The 25469-nt window shown below is 45.0% G+C and carries 15 protein-coding genes and 1 other annotated feature; of the genes, 7 read left to right on the forward strand and 8 right to left on the reverse strand.

Going from position 1 to position 25469, the window contains the following annotated elements; all coding sequences use genetic code 11:
* The first annotated feature begins 312 nt into the window (after positions 1-312).
* Entirely contained in the window at positions 313-690 is a 378-nt protein-coding gene (gene grcA / locus AAGA51_RS12425) for an autonomous glycyl radical cofactor GrcA (protein ID WP_042480363.1), read from the forward strand.
* A gap of 95 nt (positions 691-785) precedes the next feature.
* Here the strand turns inward: grcA and thrC are convergent, their stop codons facing one another.
* From thrC to thrA, 3 genes are read right to left on the reverse strand one after another with little or no spacing between them, the layout of a single operon-like run.
* Positions 786-2072 (reverse strand): threonine synthase, encoded by a 1287-nt coding sequence (gene thrC, locus AAGA51_RS12430; protein ID WP_042480364.1) that lies wholly within the window; start codon positions 2070-2072, stop codon positions 786-788.
* On the reverse strand, positions 2069-3025 hold the full coding sequence (thrB, locus tag AAGA51_RS12435) for a homoserine kinase (protein ID WP_042480786.1): 957 nt from the start codon (positions 3023-3025) through the stop codon (positions 2069-2071). The genes thrC and thrB overlap by 4 nt, the downstream gene beginning before the upstream one ends.
* An 18-nt stretch (positions 3026-3043) precedes the next feature.
* Positions 3044-5503, reverse strand: a complete 2460-nt coding sequence (thrA, locus tag AAGA51_RS12440) for a bifunctional aspartate kinase/homoserine dehydrogenase I (RefSeq protein WP_042480366.1) — start codon at positions 5501-5503, stop codon at positions 3044-3046.
* A 30-nt stretch (positions 5504-5533) separates the two neighbouring features.
* Positions 5534-5651 (reverse strand) — a sequence feature (Thr leader region).
* Positions 5652-5939: 288 nt separating this feature from the next.
* On the opposite strand from thrA, the gene AAGA51_RS12445 reads away from it, so the two are divergent.
* The gene (locus tag AAGA51_RS12445) at positions 5940-6431 is read left to right on the forward strand and encodes a hypothetical protein (RefSeq protein WP_042480371.1); all 492 of its coding nucleotides are present in this window, start codon (positions 5940-5942) and stop codon (positions 6429-6431) included.
* On the opposite strand, the gene AAGA51_RS12450 is transcribed toward AAGA51_RS12445, so the two are convergent.
* Both AAGA51_RS12450 and AAGA51_RS12455 read right to left on the reverse strand, forming a co-directional pair.
* On the reverse strand, positions 6428-6913 hold the full coding sequence (locus AAGA51_RS12450; protein WP_042480372.1) for a putative 4-hydroxy-4-methyl-2-oxoglutarate aldolase: 486 nt from the start codon (positions 6911-6913) through the stop codon (positions 6428-6430). The genes AAGA51_RS12445 and AAGA51_RS12450 overlap by 4 nt on opposite strands.
* Before the next feature lie 74 nt (positions 6914-6987).
* The gene (locus tag AAGA51_RS12455) at positions 6988-7374 is read right to left on the reverse strand and encodes a DUF3293 domain-containing protein (RefSeq protein WP_042480374.1); all 387 of its coding nucleotides are present in this window, start codon (positions 7372-7374) and stop codon (positions 6988-6990) included.
* Positions 7375-7695: 321 nt separating this feature from the next.
* Between AAGA51_RS12455 and arcA the strand changes: the two genes are divergently transcribed.
* Entirely contained in the window at positions 7696-8412 is a 717-nt protein-coding gene (gene arcA / locus AAGA51_RS12460; protein WP_042480376.1) for a two-component system response regulator ArcA, read from the forward strand.
* 141 nt (positions 8413-8553) lie between these two features.
* On the opposite strand, the gene AAGA51_RS12465 is transcribed toward arcA, so the two are convergent.
* From AAGA51_RS12465 to AAGA51_RS12475, 3 genes are all read right to left on the reverse strand, one after another.
* Positions 8554-9015: a hypothetical protein gene (locus AAGA51_RS12465; RefSeq protein WP_042480378.1), complete on the reverse strand. Its 462-nt coding sequence runs from the start codon at positions 9013-9015 to the stop codon at positions 8554-8556.
* 1 nt (position 9016) lies between these two features.
* Positions 9017-11362 carry an aerobic respiration two-component sensor histidine kinase ArcB gene (gene arcB / locus AAGA51_RS12470; RefSeq protein ID WP_042480381.1) on the reverse strand — a complete coding sequence of 782 codons (2346 nt, stop codon included), beginning with the start codon at positions 11360-11362 and terminating at the stop codon, positions 9017-9019.
* 146 nt (positions 11363-11508) lie between these two features.
* Positions 11509-12441 carry a TIGR01212 family radical SAM protein gene (locus AAGA51_RS12475; protein ID WP_042480383.1) on the reverse strand — a complete coding sequence of 311 codons (933 nt, stop codon included), beginning with the start codon at positions 12439-12441 and terminating at the stop codon, positions 11509-11511.
* A gap of 533 nt (positions 12442-12974) precedes the next feature.
* Here AAGA51_RS12475 and gltB (AAGA51_RS12480) point away from each other — a divergent pair.
* The 4 genes from gltB (AAGA51_RS12480) to AAGA51_RS12495 all read left to right on the forward strand — a co-directional run bounded on the left by gltB (AAGA51_RS12480) (position 12975) and on the right by AAGA51_RS12495 (position 25407).
* Positions 12975-17513: a glutamate synthase large subunit gene (gene gltB, locus AAGA51_RS12480; RefSeq protein ID WP_042480385.1), complete on the forward strand. Its 4539-nt coding sequence runs from the start codon at positions 12975-12977 to the stop codon at positions 17511-17513.
* Positions 17513-18967: a glutamate synthase subunit beta gene (locus AAGA51_RS12485; protein WP_042480387.1), complete on the forward strand. Its 1455-nt coding sequence runs from the start codon at positions 17513-17515 to the stop codon at positions 18965-18967. The genes gltB (AAGA51_RS12480) and AAGA51_RS12485 overlap by 1 nt, the downstream gene beginning before the upstream one ends.
* Before the next feature lie 545 nt (positions 18968-19512).
* Positions 19513-23976 (forward strand): glutamate synthase large subunit, encoded by a 4464-nt coding sequence (gene gltB / locus AAGA51_RS12490; protein ID WP_042480390.1) that lies wholly within the window; start codon positions 19513-19515, stop codon positions 23974-23976.
* A gap of 18 nt (positions 23977-23994) precedes the next feature.
* On the forward strand, positions 23995-25407 hold the full coding sequence (locus AAGA51_RS12495) for an FAD-dependent oxidoreductase (protein WP_042480392.1): 1413 nt from the start codon (positions 23995-23997) through the stop codon (positions 25405-25407).
* Positions 25408-25469 lie beyond the last annotated feature (62 nt).

Consider the following 25469-nt stretch of genomic DNA (forward strand, 5'->3'; position numbering starts at 1 on the left):
CTTTTATAACTTACTGATTTGTTCTAGTTAGCTTGTTCTAGCACGTTAAAATGTAGTTTTATTACCACAAATAGAACAAAACTTGACCATGAAATATTTTTTAATAGTTAAAATTTAATTGAATAATTATATTTATTAAACACTTATTGATTAACATCAATTTATTCACCTTAAACTAATTAAGGTTTTATGTTGTTTTTTGACCTATATCAATACTATAATTATGGATATAAAATATATAATACGAAGCTCAACAATAATTACGAAATTTAACACCAATAAATACCACTGAAAGTGGACTAGGAGATATTGATGATCCAAGGTATCCAAATCACTAAAGCAGCTAATGATGACCTACTTAACTCTATTTGGCTAATCGATAGTGAAACAAACGAAGCTCGTTGTGTTGCAGCAACTGGTAGCTACTCAGAAGATCAAGTTGTTCCAGTATCTGACCTTGGCGAGTACGAAAGCCGTGAAGTGGCTATCGAAACAACTCCAAAAATTGAAGGTGGTCAACACCTAAACGTTAACGTTCTTAAGCGTGAAACGTTGGAAGATGCCGTTGCTCATCCAGAGAAATACCCACAGCTAACTATCCGTGTATCAGGATACGCTGTTCGTTTTAACTCTCTAACTCCAGAGCAACAACGCGACGTTATCGCTCGTACTTTTACTGAATCTCTATAATTCAGTTTCGCAAATTAAAAAAGCGGTGCTCTTACAGTAGCACCGCTTTTTTATGCTTTGTTGGTAGAGAGTCAGTAATGATTCTCTACCTTGTATTACTCGCCACGAACCTTGATTAGAAGCTTTCTCAGTGCTGCGAAGTCAACGTCCATCTCATCAGACAGTAGTTCCATAACAGCATGCTTAGCCAAAGGTGCTGGTAATTCGATGTCCGTACCTAAAATCTCATCAACCACTTCTTTGAACTTAGCTGGATGTGCAGTACATAAGAACAGACCGGTTTCACCTTCTTGAAGTTGCTGTTCAAGAACGCGGTAGGCAATTGCACCGTGTGGTTCACACAGATAACCCAATGCGTTCAGCTCTTTCACTGATTCCGCACTTTCGTTATCGAGAACCGCACCTTTACCTAAAGTTTCCAAGCCCCAATCTTTGATTTTGCATAACTCTTCAATACGAGGCCAGTTGTTTGGTTGGCTCACATCCATCGCATTTGAAGTGGTCGCCACTGTTGGTTTTGGATCCCATTTGCCAGTTTCTAGATAACGAGGCACAGTGTCGTTTGCGTTCGTTGCAGCGATAAAACGTTTGATAGGTAAACCCAACGCTTTAGCTAATAAACCTGCAGTAAGGTTGCCGAAGTTGCCACTTGGAACTGAAACGACAAGATTTTCGCGCTCTGTTTTGCTCATTTGCGCAGCCGCTTCGAAGTAGTAGCAGATTTGTGCCATTAAACGGCTAATGTTGATCGAGTTAGCTGAGTTAAGACCTACTTTCTCACGCAGTTCTGCATCATCAAATGCGCTTTTAACCAATGCTTGGCATGCATCGAAATCGCCATTGACAGCAACAGTGTTAATGTTCTTACCTAGTGTACAGAACAGCTTCTCTTGAAGTGGGCTGATTTTACCTTTTGGATAAAGGATCACTACATTGATGTCTTCCATGCCGTAGAAAGCATGAGCAACCGCAGCACCTGTATCACCAGACGTTGCAGTTAGAATCGTGATTTTTCCGCCATTAGATACAGCCGCAAGAGATTGAGCCATAAAGCGACCGCCAAAGTCTTTAAACGCAAGCGTTGGACCATGGAACAGTTCAAGAGCATAAACGCCATCTTTTACTGATTTGATTGGCGCAGGGAATTGGAACGCAGATGCCACCATCTCATTCACTTTCTCGCTTGGCAGTTCATCACCGATCAAAGCTGAAAGAATCTTGGTACTGCGAGTGACGAAATCTTCCGCTAATAGCGCATCAATATCATCAAACTTTGGTAATTCCGACGGGAAAAATAGACCTTGGTTACGGCCTAACCCTTGGCGCACGGCTTGGCCAAAGGATACTTGTTCATCATTTTCTTTTATGTTGTAAAGCTTCATAGCTCACTTCCTGTAACTTTTGAACCGTTTTTGTCTAGACGACAAACGTGAACGAATCCTTCTTCGTTTTGTACGTAGTTTTGTTCCAGCCAACGCGCAACGCGCTCGGCAACATCTTTTTCTTTGCACACACTAAATAGCGTTGGACCGCTACCAGAGATGCCTGTCGCCAATGCACCAGCAGAAAGCGCATATTGACGAGCTTTCGCAAAACCAGGCAGCAGTTTCTCACGATAAGGTTCTGCGATCACGTCTTTGATCATTTTCGCGGCTAACTCAGGCTGATTGGTGTGGCAGGCATGAATAAAGCCAGCCAGATAACGACCATGAGCGATGATATCTTGGCGGCGATACTGAGACGGTAAGATAGCACGCGCTTCAGCCGTTGAAACCTTAATACCCGGATAAGCCATTACCCAGTACCAATCATCAAAACAAGGCACTTCTTGGCTGATAATGCCAAGCTCTTCAAGCATCAGTTGTACGCCACCGAGATAGCATGGGGCAACGTTGTCATAGTGAATGCCGCCCGAGATCTTTCCTTCCATTTCACCCATTAATGCCAACAGTTCAGTTTCGTTTAATGGTTGATCATGGAATCGGTTCAGCGCATCCAGTGCAGCCACAATTGAACAAGCACTTGAACCTAAACCTGAACCTATAGGCATGTTCTTCTCTAGCGTCATTTCAAGAGGCTTCAGTTCAACCTGCTTTTTCTCTAGCTCACGAGCGAACACTGTCCAACAATCGTAAACAATATTTTCTTTCGGGTTTTCTGGAAGCTTAGAAACAAAGCTGCCTGCCGTTTTCAGTGTAAAGGGTTCTGAACCCGCTTTTACTTGTACACGATCACCAAGCAGTGTTCCGTCAATCGGTGAAACCGCAGCACCCAATACATCGAAACCAACACTTACGTTACCGATAGAAGCTGGGGCGTAAACGACTACGCCCATGTCACTTGAACTCATTGATTAAATCCCTAATTTCCAGCCAAGCGTACGCATGACATCCGAGAACACACCAGCAGCAGTTACTTCAGTACCTGCACCGTAACCGCGTAGCACTAAAGGAATTGGCTGATAGTAGCGGCTGTAGAATGCCAGAGCGTTCTCGCCATCTTTAATTTTGAACATAGGACCATTCTCATCGACCATCGCGATGTGTACTCGGCATTCACCTTCCGCGATCTCACCTACGTAACGAAGAACTTTGCCTTCCTCCGCCGCTGTGGCTGACAGCTGTTGGAAATATTCATCCGCTTGAGGCAAGCGAGCCATGAAGTCTTCAACACTACCTGATGCATCAAAGCCCGGTGGTAACGCTTGTTCTACTTTAATATCTTCTAGCTCTAATACCATTCCCGCTTCACGAGCAAGGATAAGTAGCTTACGAGCAACATCCATACCTGATAGATCATCACGAGGATCCGGCTCTGTGAAACCTTTTTCTTTAGCAATCGTTGTTGCTTGGCTCAGTGTCAGACCTTCATCTAACTTACCGAAGATGAATGATAGAGAGCCTGATAAGATACCGTTGAATTTCTCTAGTTCATCACCTGCAGCAATGAGGTTCTGCAGGTTTTCAATAACTGGCAGACCCGCCCCAACTGTTGTTTCATACATCAATTTACGACGAGAGTGACGAGCCACTTCGCGCAACTGATGGTAATACGCCATGCTTGCTGTGTTTGCTTTCTTATTTGGAGTTACAACGTGGAAACCTGCCGCTAAGAAATCTGTATATTGATTCGCGATGGCTTCACTAGAAGTACAGTCTACCAGCACAGGGTTGATGATATGGTTACGGTTCACAAGTGCAATCAAGCGAGCTAATGAGAACTCTTCAGACGCTGCACCCATGCGGTCACGCCAGTTATCAAGAGGTAAACCTTCACTATCAAGCAACAAGCCCTTACTGTTCGCCAGACCACATACGCGAATCACGATACCTTTTTCAGCCAGTTTCGCCTGTTGACGGTTAATTTGATCAACCAGCTCACCACCAACACCACCAACACCAACAACAAAAACATCAAGGAAGTGTTTAGAGTTAAATAAGTTTTCGTGACACGCTTTAATTGCGGAGGACACTTTGTCTTCTGGAATAACCGCTGAAATAGCTCGCTCTGATGAACCTTGAGCAATCGCGACGATGTTGACGTGAGCTTCTGTTAACGAAGCAAAAAACTGAGAAGCAACACCGCGCGACGTACGCATACCATCACCAACAAGAGTGATGATCGAAAGATCTTCCATAAACTCAACTGGCTCCAACAAACCATCTTTAAGTTCGAGTTCGAAAGCTTCTGACAATGCTTGTTGAGCTAGCACTTTGTGCTCCGCTTCAATACAGAAACTGATGCTGTATTCCGACGAAGACTGTGTGATAAGAACGATAGAGACACCCGCAGCAGACATTGCTCCGAACACTCGGCTAGCCATACCCACCATGCCTTTCATGCCAGGGCCTGAAACGTTGACCATAGTTAGGTTGTTAAGCGTTGTGATACCTTTGATCGCCAGATTATCTTCACCAGTATCAAGACCAATTAAAGTGCCAGGACCTTGAGGATTAAAACTGTTTTTGATTAGACAAGGAATGTGGAACTGAGCAATAGGAGCGATAGTTTTTGGATGGAGAACGGAAGCACCAAAATAGGAGAGTTCCATTGCTTCTTGATAGCTCAGAGATTTAAGTAAGCGAGCATCGTCAACTAAACGTGGGTCACAGTTATAAACGCCATCCACATCAGTCCAAATTTCACAGCACTCAGCGCGCAAACAAGCGGCTAAGACGGCTGCAGAATAATCCGAACCATTACGGCCTAGACAAACCAATTCACCTTTCTTATTACCTGCTGTAAAGCCCGGCATAATGTGGACATGTTTTTCTGGAAGAGGGCTTGCCTTGAAGTTTTGAGTTGAAACTTCAACATCAACCATCGCTTCTAAATAATCGCCTTTCGCTAGCAGATATTTTACTGGGTCAATTAGGTTGGCGGCTAATCCTTTTGCTTCCATTACCGCTTTCATTAGCTGAATAGAAACACGCTCACCTTTACTGATAATGCGAGCATTCACATTATCAGGACACATGCCTAATAGACTGATGCCATGCACGAACTGACGTAGCTGTGACATTGAAGACTTGACTTGATTATCAAACGCAGCACCATCGATGTTTGGCAATACTGCTTTTACATCTTCAAATAAAGTGTTGAACGAAGATTCCAACTCTTTAATTTGTAGTTCTGCTTCTCCATTACGCATCGCGCTATCGATCACTGCCACAAGTTTATTTGTGGTTTTACCCGGTGCAGAAAGAACAACGGCAACGTCTTCCTGCTGAGCGTTATTGGCAATGATGTCTGCTGCCCGTAATAAACGGTCAGCATCAGCTAACGATGAACCTCCAAACTTTAGAACTCGCATCCCTTTACTCCAAGTCATTAAAAATAGGCATAAAAAAAGGCCTGTATCGGTGGGGATACAGGCCTTCTTTGAAAATTTTACGCTTAGCAGCCTGCCCCAACACGCGTAATGTCGGTAATAATAATGGTGGTTGTCATCATTACTAGGCTGTTATTAAACATAGAAATCTTACTTCGTTTGTGTGTTTGCTTACCCCTACGTTTAACCTATTTTTTATCGCATAGTCAACGAAAAAGTAGTTTTTTTTTATGTTTCATTCTGATTAGTTAGCTAAGTCTCTAAAAAATCAACAATCATTATTTGAGCAAACAAAACCGACTAAGCAAATAACCAAATACTCTAACGACTCCTCTGCCGACTCTGTTTTTTGTGCCTAGACTTTGTAAAGCGCAGTGGAAAAGTCATTTAAAAAATTTATAACTACAAGGGGGATATCATGAGACTTAGTCTTGGTATTACCTGCATGCTCATTGTTTTTAGTGCTCGCTCCGAACAACTTCCTACTCTGCCTTCAATGCAGAAGGATTCCCCACATCGATTGTTTCTTACAAGTGAACAGATCACCAGCGAACAAAACAGAGATGAATTTGGAGGTTGGGATATCAACATTGATGGTGGATACGCCTATGCGATATTCAACGATATTGATGTTTATGTCGGCGCCCGCATCAACCAATCTGACTCTGGCAACAACAGTTTTAGAGAAAATGGATTGCTCAGTGGAGTTAGCTACCAGCTAACTGAAAAAGTAACATTAAGCAGTTCAGTACAATCCTATTTTTCGGATAAAAACAGTGAGAGAACTTCAAATATTGGGGCAGAATTATCCAGTCGATTACAGCTTTCTGATGATTTAGATTTGCATGCCACCCTTGGCTATCAAGAGTGGCAACAAGGTGTTGAAGTGGGTTTAGGATTTCGTTTTTAGCTCAAATCAAGCGCTTGCTTAGAGAGCAAGATTCCATTCCAGTCGGCATAGACATAATCCCCCGGCAACACCATTTGATTGTGCATAGCCAGGGCTACATTCACTTTACCTACACCTCGCTTTTCGGTTTTAAATGGGCAAGCATCTAATGCTTTTATCCCTAAATCCATTTGCGAAAGCGCGACAACGTCTCGAACTGCGCCATAGATAATCACGCCTTCCCAACCGTTATCAATCGCCATCATAGCAACCTGATCTCCCATCAGTGCTTTGCGGCGAGAGCCGTGACCGTCAACCACCAGTACTTTTCCCTTGCCATTCTGGCTCAAGACTTCACGCACTTTTGAATTATCGTGATAGCAACGGACTGTCACTATCTCTCCCCAAAAACTGCTTCTCATACCGTAATTTTGCAAAGGTAAGTCGAGTAAAGTCACCTGTGACTCGTAGCGATCACATATATCCGGTGTGATATCTTTCATCGTTCCTCCATGATTCTCGTAATTGTAATTTCAAAAAATAATTAGGCTCTAAAGGGGGAATAACCTCTTTTGGGTTACAGTTTGAATAAATTGAAATCCCCTAAGCACTCCCGTAGTTCTCCCTTACAGGAATGTAAATAAAGCATGTTGTTACACACGTAATAGATGGCATTCTGCCTATAAACTCTGCCGAGAACTAACGCCTTGTCAAAAGGCATATTCACGGCAAAACTTTCTTCAAACCAATAAAACTCTGGATCACCAACGCGAACAGAGCACCAATCATAACTAATCAGCTCATTCTGTAAACGTTGATTATTTACGCAATTCTCATATTCTGACAACTTATCACTATCAGGGTTCCATGCGGTAATGATGGCGTAGTTTTCAAAGGCCATTTTATGTTGAAGATCAAATTTCACGTTGGAATAAGCTTGCCAAAGGTTTGCATTTATTTTCATGAAGTTACTGGTGTTACATCTCGTCATTAGTTTTAATATCTGTTACATTCTAACAATTGATGTAAATCAACAAAGTGATTGGAATTAACATTTGGCCGTTGTTAGCATGCTGTTAACATTATAGAATCCGGCTCAAAGACTAGTAGAACCAAAGAGGTATTGGATTCCTCATAAACTAGTATTCCACGGATGGCGGGCAACCCGAGAGTAGATTTTTTACATAAATTAAGTTTTATTGTTAACATCAAATTACCCTATGTTATGTTTTTGCCTAGAATGAGTTCTATTAGCACAAATTTTTCACAAGTTTAGGTACCGCCAATGCAAACCCCGCAGATTCTTATCGTTGAAGACGAGCAAGTTACTCGTAACACTCTAAAGAGTATTTTTGAAGCCGAGGGATACGATGTTTTTGAAGCTAGTAACGGTGAAGAAATGCACCACGAACTATCTGACAACAACATCAACCTAGTGATCATGGACATCAACTTACCGGGTAAAAACGGTTTGTTGCTAGCTCGTGAGCTTCGTGAGCAAGCTGATGTTGCTCTAATGTTTTTGACTGGTCGCGACAACGAAGTAGATAAAATCCTTGGTCTAGAAATCGGTGCAGATGATTACATCACTAAACCATTCAACCCTCGTGAACTTACTATTCGTGCTCGTAACCTACTAAGCCGTTCTATGAACACTGGCGTAACTCAAGATGAGAAACGCTCTGTTGAGAAATACGAATTCAACGGTTGGGTACTAGACATTAATAGCCGTTCACTGGTTAGTCCAAGTGGTGATGGTTACAAACTGCCTCGTTCAGAATTCCGTGCACTACTGCATTTCTGTGAAAACCCAGGCAAGATCCAAACTCGTGCAGATCTTCTGAAAAAGATGACAGGCCGTGAGTTGAAACCACATGACCGTACTGTAGACGTAACGATTCGTCGTATCCGTAAACACTTTGAGTCAGTGTCTGGCACTCCAGAAATTATCGCAACAATTCACGGTGAAGGTTACCGTTTCTGTGGCGACTTAGAAGAATAAGCCAGAGCTGTTCTTACTACTAAAGAATGCAAAAAAGCCCCTAAATGGGGCTTTTTTATTATGTCTTGGGTTCTCTATTTGGGTTTTATTCGCAATAGAAAATGCTGTGAATCGACCTTACCGAACGTTAGGTTCTATCGTTCAGTAGACCTTATCAATAGTGACATTACGTTCCACCAGCCAGACATCACCGTTGCTGTCACTAAGCTCTAAAGCCACGTGAACGCTCTTTTCAACATCCACTGGGATCTCTGTTGCGAACACCACTTCCCAAAGGTTTTCACTCAATGTTCTCAGTTCAGTCTCATCGCCTTGAACAATCCAAGTATTGTCTTTCTGCTTGATAACCACCATTTCAACAACAAGTTCCGCTGACAGTTCACCAGACGTGTCTAGCATCAACGTGCCGTTAAGAGGTTGGCTCTCAGACGTGCCATCAACTTTAGGCATCTTGTCTGTCCACAGATTACTTTTAAGCTGGATGTCAGTCTCAGATAACGCAGCAAGATTACCCTGTTTCCAGTTAATATTTTCGTGATTAGAAGTCTGAGAAGTACATGCAGCCATTGTCAGAGCTAATAAAGCGAGAGCAAGTTTTTTCATTTTATTTCCTTTGTTCCAACCACTGTTTGAGTACTTCAATATCGTTGAGGTATTCATTTTTAATTTCCTCAACCCAATCTGTTATGTTTTCCCACCAGGCAGGTGCTTCTGGCGATTGCGCTTTTTGCGCCACACTTTGAATGTGTTTTAAACCTATAGATCCTGCTGCGCCTTTTATTTTATGCGCTTCAGAAACAATACCGTCTTGATCTTTCGCCACCATGTTGGAATCCAAGACTTCAATATAACTTGGCATCATCTCTTCAAACATTTTAATGCTATCAAGCACAGGCTTCTGCCCAACAATATCAACGTAAGAAGTCAGCATATCGAGATCAAGCAGTCGAACATAAAGATCGTCGTTGCCTTCAATGTGTTTTTCCATAGGTTTTGCCTCGTCTGTTGTTTGCAGAGGATTCATTGTGACCTTGCTTATCACGTCCTGAACAGCTGAAACCGACAGTGGCTTACTTATCGCGTCATCCATGCCTTTTTCAAGATATTCTGAACGGTCTTTAAGTACGTTGGCGGTCAACGCCACCAGTGGTGGAAGCTCTTGATAGTGGCTGCGGTAGTACTGCGCAATATCAAAGCCCGTCATATCAGGAAGCTGAATATCCAAGAAGACCAAGTCATACAGTTCAGGTTTGAAAGTATCGATCGCAGCTTGTCCTGTCATGGCAACAGTCACCTTATGACCAAGACTTTCAAGCAATGAACGAGCAACGGTGACGTTGAGTTCAATGTCTTCCACCATGAAGATATTCAAACTGCGCTGAACAGCTTCCGGAGCCTTCTTCACTTCAGATGCTTCCACCAAAGGTACACTGATCGACACCGTAAAAGTACTGCCAAAGCCCTCTTCACTGCTTACGGTAATATCACCGCCCATTAAATTAACCAACTGACGCGATACCGCAAGACCGATACCTGTACCGACTGCGTGTAAGTTATCCTCGCCAGACTTCACCTGATAGTACATAGCGAAAATCTTATCGAGTTCCGATTCAGGAATACCAATACCCGTATCTTCAATATCCATAGTGATATGTGCCATACCATCTTCGATATCCGCACTGACGTTCATCACGACTCCACCCTCTTTGGTGAATTTCATTGCGTTACTGATCAAGTTCCACAGAACTTGGCGAAGTCGCGTCGCATCCACACTGACGAGTTCAGGTAAATCCGTTAATCGCTCCAAATCAAAGCGCAGACCTTTCTGCTCCGCCATCAGAGCCGACAAGCTTTCTAGCTCGACAACAAATTCTTCAAAGTTCAAAGGCGCAGGGAATAACTCTAGCTTGCGACGGTCAAACTTATCCATATCGATAATATCGTTAAAGATATTACCCAAGGTAACAGCACTGACATTAATGGTCTGCATGTGTTTGCGCTGCTCTGGCGTCATTGGCGTATCCAGCAGCATCCGGCTTAAACCAACAATACCATTGAGCGGTGTGCGCAACTCATGGCTGATGGTCGAGATAAATGTGGTTTTATCGCGGCTGGCTTTTTCCAAAGACTCTTCATGACGTTTGCGTTCAGTGATATCACGACCAAAGCCAACCAGACCTAAGTGACGGCCATCTTTGCTGTAAAACGGTACTTTGCGTAGCTCGAAATAGTTTTTGTGGCCATCTGGATATTCCAGCCACTGCTCATAAGTGATAGCGCGGTTGTCTTTGAATACGCGTTGATCGGTTTCAACAATCGACTGAGCAATCTCTTTACGGTAAACATCCCATGGGGTTAAGCCAACCAACTCGCTTTCTCTTTTACCGGTCAGTTCTTCCATGGCTCGGTTACAACCCGAGAATTCACCTTTTGCGTTTCGGTAATAGATCAAGTCAGGAGAAGCATCGATGAATGAACGTAACAGAGCCGTCCGTTCAGCCAGTTCAACCTGTGTTTTTTCACGTTGAAAAACCTCGGTTTCCAAATCCACCATGGCTTCTTCACGTGCTTCTTCCGCTTTTATACGCTCTTCAATCTCTTGATTCAGCTTAACAATGTTCTGCTGGAGCTTTTGGTTCAGCTCTTGATCTCGTGAACGCATGTCTTTGAGCTTGGAAACCAGTTTGGAGAGACGCTGACGTGACTCCTCCAACTGATCGACGACCACGGAAAGGAAATACACAGCCCAAGGGGTGATGATCAGACCAAAGAACACCGATCTCAGAATATCGATATCATCAACATAGCCATTAAGGGCAAGTGTGATACCGACCTGAACGACCACAGCCAGAGCAACTAAAGCAAGCGCCAGTAAAATAGAGAAACGCAAAATACCCAGTTTGACTAGCAGATCCACATAGTACTGGGCGAGATTTTTCATCGGTTTCATTCATAACTCCACAGGAATGAATTAGCCGTAGTCTAGCCTGTTTCGATGCCAAGAGTCAGCCAAAGAAGTTACTCGTCGTTGAAGAATTTGAACTAATCAAGGGTTACTGATAAAAGTCCGACTCTTTTCCGCTGTGATGAGGGAAATTAACGGACAGTTTGATAGTGAAAAGGCTGACCAGTAAGAGAACCTTGCGCCCCCTCTTTATCTAATGCTTTACCAATTTCCGTCATTGCGAGCCAGCGATTCTCACACCACAACGGAGATAGCAAGGTTGGTCGGCGTGCTGCGGAAGAAACACGGTGATAAACCACATTAGGCGGTGTTAAACGAATCATTTCGCTGGCAATAGAAACATACTCTTCCAACGTTGGCGCTTCTAATCTTCCGGCGCGCCATGCCTTAGCCATTGTGCTGCCTTCGACAATATGCAAACCATGCAATTTGATGCCGTCAGTACCCACTTCCACAACTTTTTGCAGGGTTTCAATATTGTCGTCACGGGTCTCTTTTGGCAGGCCAACAATTAAATGAGTACAGACTTTAATCCCCAAAGCTCGTGCTCGCTCAGTGATCTGCGCATAGCATTCGAAATCATGACCTCGATTGATGTGTTTCAAGGTTTGGTTATTCGCGGTTTGTAAGCCAAGTTCCAACCAAATTTCATACCCTTGTTGTACATAGCCTGCGAGCAGATCAAGGACAGCATCAGGAACACAATCCGGTCGAGTTCCAACACATAAGCCGACAATATCGGCAGCTTTTAGTGCCTGTTCGTACATGCTCTTCAAGGTCTGAACTTCAGCATAAGTGCTGGTATACGCCTGAAAATAAGCGAGATATTTACGAGCTCTATGGATTTCACCAGCACGGTCTTTCAACTGTTCTTCAATACTTTGGATTTGCGTCTCTTCATCCGCAAACGAGGCCACATTGCAGAATGTACAGCCCCCACGGCCAATGGTGCCATCACGGTTAGGACAACTGAAACCACCATGTAAAGTCAGCTTGTGTACACGCTCTCCGTAACGCCTTTGGAGATCCTGACCGATGGTATTAACTAACTCGTGTAACTGCATATGGGTACCAAAATAGATGCAAATAGTTCTCAATGCGATCTTTGTAATTAAATTACAAAATCACAAAAAAATGGTAGCCAATTGTAAATATCCAGAACTTGCTAAGACCCAATCAAAATCAATAAACATTCACAAAATAAGCATTTAATACACATTGTTATTCATTTGTTAAAATCATTATGCATTTTGCAACAAAAAAATGACCTAGAAAGTAGAGTTTTCGTTGGAATTTCGTGCAACTAAAATGTAGGATATTTACAGTTTTGCGCTGATTTTGTTTATTTTATTACACAAAACCCTGTGAAACATCTGTGATTATCCAAGCCCACCTATATAAATCACTACAAAAGTGATCAAGAAAAATGGATATCACTATGGATTGTTTTTCTCACAAAATTTTTCCGTGAGAGACCGAAAGGATGCGAACCAACTAGCACTGGTTGGTTTAGATTCATTAAATATAAAAGGACTGGACGCAATGCTATGGCATGCCCTAGGGAAATTGCGTCTGCTTGAACTGGAAGGAAGTATCTATGGTAGATAGACAGCAAAATTCGCAAGGTCTCTATACTCCTGAGCTGGAGCATGATGCATGCGGTATCGGTTTTGTTGCTCACCTAAAGAACCGCAAGTCGCATCACGTTGTGACACAAGCTCTGGATATGCTCGCACGTATGGAACACCGCGGCGGCCAAGGTTGTGACCCATGTAGTGGTGACGGTGCCGGTATTTTATTGCAAAAACCACACGAATTTTTACTCGAAGAAGCGGTAAAGCTTGGTATTAAATTGCCATCTTTCGAAAAGTATGGCGTTGGTGTCATGCTGTTCCCGAAAGACGAGTACAAACGTGCACAATGTCGTGACATTCTTGAACGCAACGCTCGCCGTCTAGATCTAGACGTGATTGGCTACCGCGTTCTGCCAACAGACAATTCAATGTTGGGTGCTGATCCGTTAAGCACCGAACCACAGTTTGAACACGTATTTATTTCAGCAGCACCTGGCGTTACTCCTGAAGAACTTGAGCGCAAGCTTTATGTTCTACGTAACTACACAATACGTGTTTGTCTGGAAAGTGTTTCTAACATCAAAGACGAATTCTACATTAACTCAATGTCTTATAAGACATTGGTTTATAAAGGTCAGTTGACCACAGAGCAAGTACCTCAATATTTCTTGGATTTACAAAATCCATCCATGGTTACTGCTTTGGCACTGGTACACTCACGCTTTTCGACCAACACATTCCCAAGATGGCGTCTGGCTCAGCCTTTCCGCTACATTGCCCACAACGGTGAAATCAACACAGTTCGCGGCAACTTGAACTGGATGAAAGCGCGTGAAGCGATTCTTCAGTCAGACCTATTTACTCAAGTTGAAATCGATATGCTGCTGCCTATCTGTCAGGAAGGCATGTCAGACTCAGCAAACTTTGATATGGCGTTAGAACTGCTTGTTCTTTCAGGCCGTAGCTTGCCACATGCTCTAATGATGATGATCCCTGAAGCATGGCAAGAAAACAAAACCATGGATCCAACTCGCCGTGCGTTCTACCGTTACCATGCAAACATCATGGAACCGTGGGATGGCCCAGCGTCTGTTTGTTTCACCGACGGCGTTCAGGTAGGTGCAACTCTTGACCGTAATGGTCTGCGCCCTTCTCGCTACACAGTGACTAAAGATGACTTCCTTGTGATGGCGTCTGAATCAGGTGTGGTAGAAATCGCACCAGAAAACGTGGAATTCCGTGGTCGTTTGCAACCGGGTCGTATCTTTGTTGCTGACCTAGAGCAAGGTCGCATTATTTCTGATGAAGAAGTAAAAGACAGCATCGCGACAGCTCAACCATACGAGAAATGGGTTGAAGACAACCTACTAAGTCTGAAGAAGCTTCCAGAAGCAGACAACGCACACAGCCAACCAAACCCAGAACGTTTACTGCATCGCCAACAGGCATTCGGTGTCAGCACTGAAGAAGTGAACGACATCATCGTGCCTATGGCAGATGATGGAAAAGAACCTCTTTCTGCAATGGGTGCAGACTGGCCGTTAGCGATTCTTTCGCACCAGTCACAGCATTTATCTAACTACTTTAAGCAGTTATTTGCGCAGGTAACCAACCCGCCGATCGACCCGATCCGTGAGCGTATGGTTATGTCACTCAATACCTATATTGGTAAAGATCAAAACCTGCTTGCTGAATCACCTCAGCACTGCCGTAAAGTGGAACTTGAATCGCCAGTGATTTCTAACGCTGAGTTAGAGAAACTACGTGCGATTGATAACGAGCACTTACAAGCAAAAACACTGGATATCGTATTCCAAGCTAGTGAAGATGCTGGCAAGCTTGAGCGCGCACTGAAACGTATCTGCCAATATGCAGAAGACGCAGTGATCGATGGTTACTCCATCATCCTGTTGACTGACCGAGCAGTGAACTCAAACCATGCTGCAATTCCAGCAATGCTCGCTGTGGGCGCAGTTCACCACCACCTAATTCGTAAAGGTCTTCGTGCACGTTGTGGCATCGTGGTCGAAACGGGTGATGCACGTGAAACTCACCACTTCGCAACGCTACTTGGCTATGGTGCAAACGCAGTTAACCCATACCTAGTATCGGAAACACTGGTTGATCTGCAACGCCGCAAGAAACTGAACCCAGAAACGCCGGTTGAAAAGCTGTTCGACAACTACCGTAAAGCAGTAAACGGCGGCTTATTGAAGATTTTCTCTAAGATGGGGATCTCAACACTTCAGTCATACCACGGCGCACAGATCTTTGAAGCTCTGGGTATCCACAAGTCTGTGGTTGATAAGTACTTCACCGGTACCGTTTCACGTATCCAAGGTTTGACTCTGGATGACATCGCCAAAGAAGTGATCGTTCGTCACCGCGTGGGTTACCCAACTCGCGAAGTGCCAATTCGTATGCTTGATGTGGGCGGTGTTTACCAGTGGAAACAGCGTGGTGAAAAACACCTGTTCAACCCAGAAACCATCAGCCTGTTGCAACAATCGACGCGTAATAAAGATTACGCGCAGTTCAAGCAATACGCTGCAGCGGTTGATAAACAGGGCGATGACGCAGTAACACTACGTAGCCAGCTAGAATTCATTAAGAATCCAGCAGGTTCGATACCGATTGAACAGGTGGAACCTATTGAAAGCATAGTTAAACGCTTTGCAACGGGTGCAATGTCATTCGGTTCTATCTCTCATGAAGCGCACTCAACACTTGCGATTGCGATGAACCGCTTAGGTGCGAAATCCAACTCTGGTGAAGGTGGTGAGGATCCAACTCGTTTTGAACGTAAAGAAAACGGTGATTGGGAACGCTCAGCTATCAAGCAGGTCGCATCAGGTCGCTTCGGTGTAACTTCTTACTATCTGACGAACGCAGAAGAGCTTCAAATCAAGATGGCTCAAGGTGCGAAGCCGGGTGAAGGTGGTCAGCTACCGGGCGATAAAGTCGATGACTGGATCGGTGCAACTCGTCACTCTACTCCAGGGGTTGGTTTGATTTCTCCACCGCCACACCACGATATCTACTCAATCGAAGACTTAGCTCAGCTTATCTTCGACCTGAAGAACGCGAACCGCGCGGGCCGTGTCAACGTGAAGCTAGTTTCAGAAGCGGGTGTTGGTACTATCGCATCGGGCGTTGCGAAAGCAAAAGCTGATGTGGTACTTATCGCTGGTTTCGACGGTGGTACAGGTGCTTCACCAATGTCTTCAATTCGCCACACAGGTCTTCCTTGGGAACTTGGCTTGGCGGAAACTCACCAAACGCTACTGAAGAACGGCCTACGTAACCGTATCGTTGTTCAGGCTGATGGTCAGATGAAAACACCTCGTGACCTTGCAATCGCAACGTTACTAGGTGCTGAAGAATGGGGCGTAGCGACAGCAGCTTTGGTTGTTGAAGGCTGTATCATGATGCGTAAGTGTCATAAGAACACCTGTCCTGTTGGTATCGCAACACAGAACAAAACTCTACGTGAACGCTTTGATGGTCGCGTAGAAGACGTTATCACCTTCTTCCAATACATGGCGCAAGGTTTACGTGAAATCATGGCGGAGCTAGGCTTCCGCACTATCGATGCAATGGTTGGTCAAGGTCAGAAATTGAAACCTCGCCAAGACGTTGCACACTGGAAATATAAGAACCTCGATCTGTCGCCTGTTCTTCACATTGAACAAGCACGTGCAGAAGATGGTATCTACAACCAGACACAGCAAAACCACAACTTAGACAACGTGTTAGACCGCACTTTGATCAAGATTGCTGCTCCTGCGCTTGAGCGCGGTGAAGCAATTCATGCAGAGTTGCCAATCATCAACACTGACCGCTCTGTAGGTACTATGCTGTCGAACGAAATTTCGAAAGTCTACAAAGACCAAGGTCTGCCTAAACCTATGAATGTGAAATTCACAGGCTCTGCGGGTCAGTCATTTGGTGCTTTCCTTGCGAAAGGCGTGACATTCGAAGTGGAAGGCGACGCGAACGACTACTGGGGTAAAGGTCTGTCTGGCGGTACGCTGATTCTTTACCCAGATTCGAAATCGACCATAGTTCCAGAAGACAACATTGTTGTTGGTAACGTGTGTTTCTACGGCGCAACCTCTGGTGAATCTTATATTCGCGGTATGGCAGGCGAACGCTTCTGTGTTCGTAACTCAGGCGCGAAAGTGGTTGTAGAAGGCATTGGTGATCACGGTTGTGAGTACATGACTGGCGGTATCGCGGTTGTTCTTGGTTCTACAGGTCGTAACTTTGCTGCCGGTATGAGTGGCGGTATTGCTTACGTTTGGGACAAGTCTGGTGACTTCAAATCCAAACTGAACTCTGAGCTGGTCGACCTTGATCCTATCGAGCAAGAAGACAGAGAGCTACTACTGGATATGTTGACTAAGCATGTTCAATTCACAGGAAGTGAAGTCGCTAAGTCGTTCCTTGACAACTTTGAAGCAAGCCTAACCTCAATGGTTAAGGTTATGCCGCGTGATTACAAAGCGGTACTTCAGAAGCGTAAGGCACTGGCACAACAGACAGAAGCGGAGGCAGTGTAATGGGTAAGCCTACTGGATTTTTAGAGCATGGTCGTGAGCTTCCGAAAAAGCTTGCACCGGCTGAGCGTATCAAGAACAACAAAGAGTTCGTTCTAAACGAAGAGTTTGGCAGCAAAATTAATACCCAAGCTTCTCGTTGTATGGATTGTGGTGTGCCGTTTTGTCATAACGGCTGCCCTATCGGTAACATCATTCCTGAGTTCAACGATGCGGTTTATCGCGATAGTTGGGAAGAAGCGTGGAACATTTTAAGTTCTACTAATAACTTCCCTGAATTTACAGGTCGTGTTTGCCCTGCTCCATGTGAAAGTGCATGTGTACTGGGCATCAACCAAGATCCAATCACCATCTGTAATATTGAGAAAACCATCGTTGAAACTGCGTATCGTGAAGGTTATGCAAAGCCGAAAACACCACGCTCACGCACGGGTAAAAAGATCGCGATTATCGGTTCAGGCCCTGCGGGCTTAGCTGCGGCAGAGCAGTTGAACAGCGCTGGTCACACAGTGACGGTTTACGAACGTGATGAAAAAGTCGGTGGCTTGTTGCGTTTCGGTATTCCTGATTTCAAACTCAGCATGGAAGTGATTGATCGCAAGATCAATTTGATGGCCGAAGCAGGCGTTCAGTTTGAAGTGAACGCGCATGTGGGTGTGGATATTAACGCTCAACAGCTACGCCAAGAATACGATGCGGTACTGCTAACGGGTGGTTCAACGGTTCCTCGTAATCTGCCGATTCCGGGTCGTGAATTGAATGGCGTGTACTTCGCGATGCAATTCCTAGCTCAGAACAACCGCCGTGCAAACGGTATGGATCTTAAAACTGAAGAGATCCATGCAAAAGGTAAGCACGTAGTGGTTATCGGTGGTGGTGATACTGGCTCTGACTGTGTCGGTACTTCTAACCGTCACGGTGCAGCGAGTATCACTCAGGTTGAGATCATGCCTATGCCGGCAGACAAACGACCTGCCAACATGCCTTGGCCGCAATACCCAATGATTCTTCGCACTTCGACTTCTCATGAAGAAGGCTGTGAGCGTCATTGGAATATCCTGACCAAAGAATTTATCGGCAACGATAAAGGCGAAGTAACAGGTTTACGTGTAGCAGACATCGTGTGGAATGATTCTCGTAACTTTACTGAAGTTGCAGGAAGTGAACGTGTCATTCCTTGTGATATGGCATTCTTGGCAATGGGCTTCTTACACCCAGAACCACATGGCGTTTTGGCTCAACTTGATATTGCCTTAGATGAGCGTGGTAATGTAGCAACCAAAGATTTCGCTACTAACCAAGAAGGTGTATTCGCTGCTGGCGATATGCGTACAGGCCAATCTCTGGTTGTACGTTGTATCAACGAAGGCCGCGAGTGTGCTCGTTCAATCGACGAATACCTAATGGGCAATACCAATCTAGAAGCAAAAGCGGATTCATTAATGCTTTCAGCATAATGATTCATAGTAAAAGGTTTTTACAGTTTGATGCTCTAGAAACCTTTTCTATTCAGATTTAAAATTTCTTATAGACCTTCCATTTGGCTAGCATACACTGCTAGCCTTTTTTATTCTTTTCTCATATCTTGAGATTTATATGTTAAATTTTTGTGATAACAAATAATTTATCATATTGAATTTTATAGACTATTTCAGAGTAATCAGTGGTAAATCGCACTCAAAGATGATTTTAGCCCAACAACTTGACCTTTTTCACAATTAGCTATAGGTTGTGAACTCACTGAAAACAAACTGCTCAAAATTGTTAAATTTTTAGTCAATTCTTAGTAATAAATATCCAAATAATAACAACAACAATATCCAAACAACTTGCAGTGGCAAAAAGCGACAAGTGAATGACCTCCTATGCCCATGAAAATCATCAGTTCTCATGAAAAGGAGCCAAATACCTAGTCAGCAAAGCTGTCACTAAAAGCCGGAAGGGTATATAAGAATAGTTAGTCATTTACTGTCTTGTAGACAGAAGCAAAGGGAGAATTGCAATGGCTCTATACGATCCTAGTCTTGAGAAAGACAACTGTGGATTCGGCTTGATTGCGCACATGGAAGGTCAAGCTAGTCATAAATTGGTTCGCACAGCGATTTCTGCACTCGATCGCATGACACACCGCGGCGGCATCGCAGCCGACGGAAAAACCGGTGATGGTTGTGGTCTTCTACTGCAAAAGCCTGACTCTTATCTGCGTTTAATTGCTGAAGAACAAGGTTGGAACCTTGGTAAGCAATACGCGATTGGTATGGTGTTTCTCAGCCAAGATCCGGTCAAAGCCCAAACGGCTCGTGACGTCATCAATAAAGAGCTATCGAAAGAAACACTAACGGTATCAGGTTGGCGCGTTGTTCCGACCAATCCAAAAGTACTGGGACCAATCGCTAACGATTCTGTTCCAGATATCCAACAGATCTTTATCACGGCACCTGCGGGTTGGCGTGAGCGCGATATTGAGCGTCGTCTGTACATTGCTCGCCGCCGTATCGAAAAACAAATTACTGACGATTCAGATTTCTACATCTGTTCTCTTTCTACACAAGTTATTGTTTACAAAGGCTTGTGTATGCCAGCAGATCTACCACGTTTCTATCTGGATCTTGCTGATTTACGTATGGAATCGGCTATCTGTCTGTTCCACCAGCGTTTTTCTACCAATACTCAGCCTCGTTGGCCTCTGGCTCAACCTTTCCGTTATCTTGCACACAATGGTGAGATCAATACGATTGACGGTAACCGCCAATGGGCTCGTGCGCGCGCATACAAATTTGCCTCGCCACTACTACCCGATCTCAGCACAGCAGCACCATTCGTTAACGAAACAGGCTCTGACTCATCAAGCCTAGATAACATGCTGGACCTTTTCCTTGCAGGCGGTATGGACCTGTTCCGTGCTATGCGTATGCTAGTTCCGCCAGCATGGCAAAATCACCCAGATATGGATGAAGATCTGCGCGCATTCTACGACTTCAACTCGAAACATATGGAACCGTGGGATGGTCCGGCAGGTATCGTACTGTCCGATGGTCGCTACGCCGCATGTAACTTAGACCGTAACGGTCTGCGCCCAGCTCGCTATGTGATCACCAAAGACAAACTGATCACTCTTGCGTCTGAAGTGGGTATCTGGAACTACGCACCTGATGAAGTCGCAGAGAAAGGTCGTGTTGGACCGGGTGAGCTACTGGTTATTGACACGCGCAAAGGCAAATTATGGCAATCAAGCGAGATCGATAACGATCTTAAGAGCCGTCACCCTTACAGTGAGTGGATGAAAAACAACGTCTACAAACTGAAATCTTTTGCTGAACTACCCGATGATCAAGTTGGCGAGCGAAACTTCGATGAGACGCTGCTAAAAACTTATCAGAAGCAGTTTGCCATGACCAACGAAGAAGTGGATCAAATCCTTCGTGTCTTAGGTGATATGGGCCAAGAAGCCGTAGGTTCAATGGGTGATGATACCCCTATGGCGGTACTCTCTTCTAAAGAGCGCTTAATCACTGACTACTTCCGTCAAAAATTTGCACAGGTGACTAACCCCCCTATCGACCCATTACGTGAAAAACACGTGATGTCGCTGGCGACCAGTATCGGTCAAGAGATGAACGTGTTTAACGAGACCGATGGTCACGCTTACCGTGTGACTTTCGACTCTCCGGTTCTGCTCTACTCTGACATGCAGCAGCTACTGACACTGAGTGATCAGCACTACCGCAATACCATTCTGGACATTAACTTCGATCCGCAGCAATCAACATTGCAACAAGCGGTGATCGACTTGTGTGACAAAGCGGTAGAAGTGGTTCGAGATGGTACCGTTCTGCTTGTTATTTCTGACCGAGCACTCACTAAAGATAAGCTGCCTATTCCTGCGGCTATGGCTGTGGGCGCTATCCACGCTCGTCTGGTTGAAGAGAACCTACGTTGTGATGCCAATATCATCGTTGAAACCGCAACGGCACGCGACCCACACCAATTTGCTGTATTAATCGGCTTTGGTGCAACAGCCGTTTATCCGTATCTTGCTTATGAAGTTCTGGGCAAGATGGTCGATGAAGGCGCGATTGATAAAAGCTACCGCGATGTAATGCAGAACTACCAATACGGCATCAACAAAGGTCTGTATAAGATCATGTCGAAAATGGGGATTTCTACTGTTGCATCGTACCGCTGTTCACAGTTGTTTGAAGCGGTAGGTCTACACAGTGATGTCGTCGATCTTTGCTTTAAAGGCGTGAAAACACGCATTCAGGGTGCAAGTTTTGAAGACTTCCAACAAGATCTGTTCAACCTATCACGCAAAGCTTGGGCTACTCGCAAATCAATAGAGCACGGTGGCTTACTCAAGTACGTTCATGGTGGTGAATACCATGCTTACAACCCAGATGTGGTAGGTACTCTGCAAAAAGCCGTGAAGTCCGGCGAAAGCACTGACTATCAAAGTTTTGCTAAACAGGTTAACGAAAGACCAGCGGCGATGCTGCGTGACCTGTTGAAGCTGAAAAAATCAGATAAACCACTACCACTTGAGAAGATTGAACCAGCAACTGAGCTATTCAAACGCTTTGACTCAGCCGCGATGTCTATCGGTGCTCTGAGCCCAGAAGCGCACGAAGCGCTAGCAACGGCGATGAACCGCTTAGGTGGTTTCTCGAACTCTGGTGAAGGTGGTGAAGATCCACGTCGTTTTGGTACAGAACGTAACTCTCGTATTAAGCAGGTCGCTTCTGGTCGTTTTGGCGTAACACCGCACTACTTAACCAATGCGGACGTATTGCAGATCAAAGTCGCTCAAGGTGCGAAACCGGGTGAAGGTGGTCAGCTACCGGGTCATAAAGTAACCGCTGAAATAGCCAAACTTCGTCACTCTGTACAAGGTGTAACCCTGATTTCACCACCACCACACCACGATATTTACTCTATCGAAGACTTGGCACAGCTTATCTTCGACTTGAAGCAAGTGAACCCGAAAGCCTTGGTATCGGTAAAACTGGTTTCTGAACCGGGCGTTGGCACTATCGCGACAGGTGTAGCGAAAGCTTACGCTGACTTAATTACTATCTCAGGATATGACGGTGGTACTGCAGCGAGTCCGCTAACATCAGTCAAATACGCGGGTAGCCCATGGGAACTTGGTCTTGCTGAAACGCAGCAAGCGCTGGTTGCCAACGGTCTTCGTCATAAGATCCGCCTACAAGTCGATGGCGGTTTAAAAACTGGTCTGGATGTGATCAAAGGTGCGATCTTAGGTGCTGAAAGCTTTGGTTTTGGTACCGGCCCTATGGTTGCTATGGGTTGTAAGTTCCTGCGTATCTGTCACCTAAATAACTGTGCAACAGGGGTAGCAACCCAAGACGAAACGCTACGTAGAGACTACTTCAAAGGTCTGCCTGAGATGGTGATCAACTACTTCACAGGCATTGCTGAAGAAGTACGTGGATACTTGGCTGAACTCGGTGTTGAGAAACTAACAGATCTGATTGGTCGTACTGACCTGCTAGAAGCGGTTCAGGGTTTAACAGCGAAACAGAGTAAGTTGGATCTATCCGGCATTCTGGAAGCTCCGGTATCTCCTCAAGGGCTGCCACTAAGCTGCACAGAACCAAATACACCGTTTGATAAAGGCGTTCTCAACCAGAAAATCGTTGAAGATGCGATTGAAGCAGTAGAGAAGCAACAATCCATCGAGCTTTACTACGATGTGATCAACACAGACCGCTCTGTGGGTGCTCGTCTGTCGGGTGAAATCGCTAAACGTTACGGTAACGCAGGTCTTGCTGGCTCACCGATTAAGGTGGTACTAGACGGTACTGCGGGTCAATCTTTCGGTGTGTGGAACGCTGGCGGTGTAGAACTGTATCTCACTGGTGATGCGAACGACTACGTGGGTAAAGGCATGGCTGGCGGTAAGATTGTTATCAAACCGCATTTAGGTACTGCATTTAGCTGTAACGAAGCCACTATTATCGGTAACACCTGTTTATACGGCGCGACAGGCGGAAAACTGTTTGCTGCGGGTAAAGCCGGTGAACGTTTCGCAGTACGTAACTCAGGCACCATCAGCGTGATTGAAGGCGCTGGTGACAATGCTTGTGAATATATGACAGGCGGTATCGTCGCGATTCTTGGCGCAACAGGCGTAAACTTTGGCGCAGGTATGACTGGCGGTTTTGCCTACGTTCTTGATGAGAACGGCGATTTCCAAGGTCGTGTCAACGAGGAATCTGTTGAAGCCTTATCACTGAAAGATCTCTATATCCATCAAGAGCATCTGCGTGGACTTATCGCAGAGCACTTAGAAGAGACAGGTTCTGCTCACGCAGAAAACATTTTAGCGAACTTTGATGAATGGATTCCGAAGTTCTACTTAATCAAACCACAGGCAGCGGATCTACAAACCCTATTGGGTCACCAAAGCCGTAGCGCTGCAGAACTACGTGTTCAAGCACAATAATTGGAAGGAGCCAGATTTATGAGCCAGAACGTATACCAATTTATTGATGTTAACCGTGTTGACCCGGCAAAAAAGCCGCTCAACATCCGTAAAATTGAATTCGTAGAAATTTACGAACCTTTCACTAAGCAGCAGGCGACAGCGCAAGCTGACCGCTGCTTGGATTGTGGTAACCCGTACTGTGAGTGGAAATGTCCGGTTCACAACTACATTCCACAATGGCTGAAACTTGCCAATGAAGGTCGTATTTTGGAAGCCGCTGATCTTGCGCACCAAACCAACAGCTTGCCTGAAGTGTGTGGCCGTGTGTGTCCACAAGACCGCTTATGTGAAGGGTCATGCACTCTGAACGACGATTTCGGCGCGGTGACAATCGGTAATATTGAAAAATACATCACCGATACCGCGTTTGAAATGGGCTGGAAACCGGATATGTCGCACGTTGAGTGGACAGACAAAAAAGTAGCCATCATCGGTGCGGGTCCGGCAGGTCTTGCAGCAGCAGATATTTTAGTACGTAACGGCGTGAAACCTGTGGTGTTTGACCGTTACCCTGAAATTGGTGGCTTGCTGACTTTCGGTATCCCTTCTTTCAAGCTGGAAAAAGGGGTAATGGAAAACCGCCGCCGCGTGTTCACTGAAATGGGCGTTGAGTTCCGCATGAACGTGGAAGTAGGCAAAGATGTTCAGTTGCAAGATCTGATCAACGAATACGATGCTGTGTTCCTTGGTGTAGGTACTTACAAATACATGCGTGCAGGCTTAGAAAACGAAGATGCACAAGGTGTATTTGACGCACTGCCTTTCCTAATTTCAAACACTTACAAAGTGATGGACTTGCCAAGCGATCAACCATTCATCGATATGGCTGATAAAAAAGTGGTCGTTCTTGGCGGTGGTGATACAGCGATGGATTGTGTACGAACTTCAATTCGTCAAAATGCTTCACGCGTTATCTGTGCTTACCGTCGTGATGAAGAAAACATGCCTGGCTCTCGCCGCGAAGTGAAAAACGCGAAAGAAGAAGGTGTGGAATTCATGTTCAACCTTCAACCTCTGGGAATTGAAGTTGATGCGTCTGGTAAAGTAACCGGCGTAAAAGTGGTTCAGACCGCTTTAGGTGAACCTGACGAAGCGGGTCGTCGCCGACCTGAACCAGTAGCAGGGAGTGAACATGTGCTTGAAGCTGATGCTGTCATCATGGCATTTGGTTTCCAACCTCATCAAATGAGCTGGTTAGAACCGCACGGCGTAGAACTGGATCAATGGGGTCGAATCAAAGCCCCTTCAGAGCAGTCATTTAAGTTCCAGACAACGAACGAAAAAATCTTTGCGGGCGGAGATGCCGTTCGAGGCTCAGACCTTGTGGTAACCGCAATCGATGAAGGCCGTAAAGCCGCTGATGGCATTCTCGATTACTTGAATATTTAAGTAATTTGGTTTTGAAAAAAGGATCCCTCTCAACATGGATCCTTTTTTATTTATATAATCGC

The organism is Vibrio diazotrophicus (assembly GCF_038452265.1).
GTDB classification, from domain to species: Bacteria; Pseudomonadota; Gammaproteobacteria; order Enterobacterales; family Vibrionaceae; genus Vibrio; species Vibrio diazotrophicus.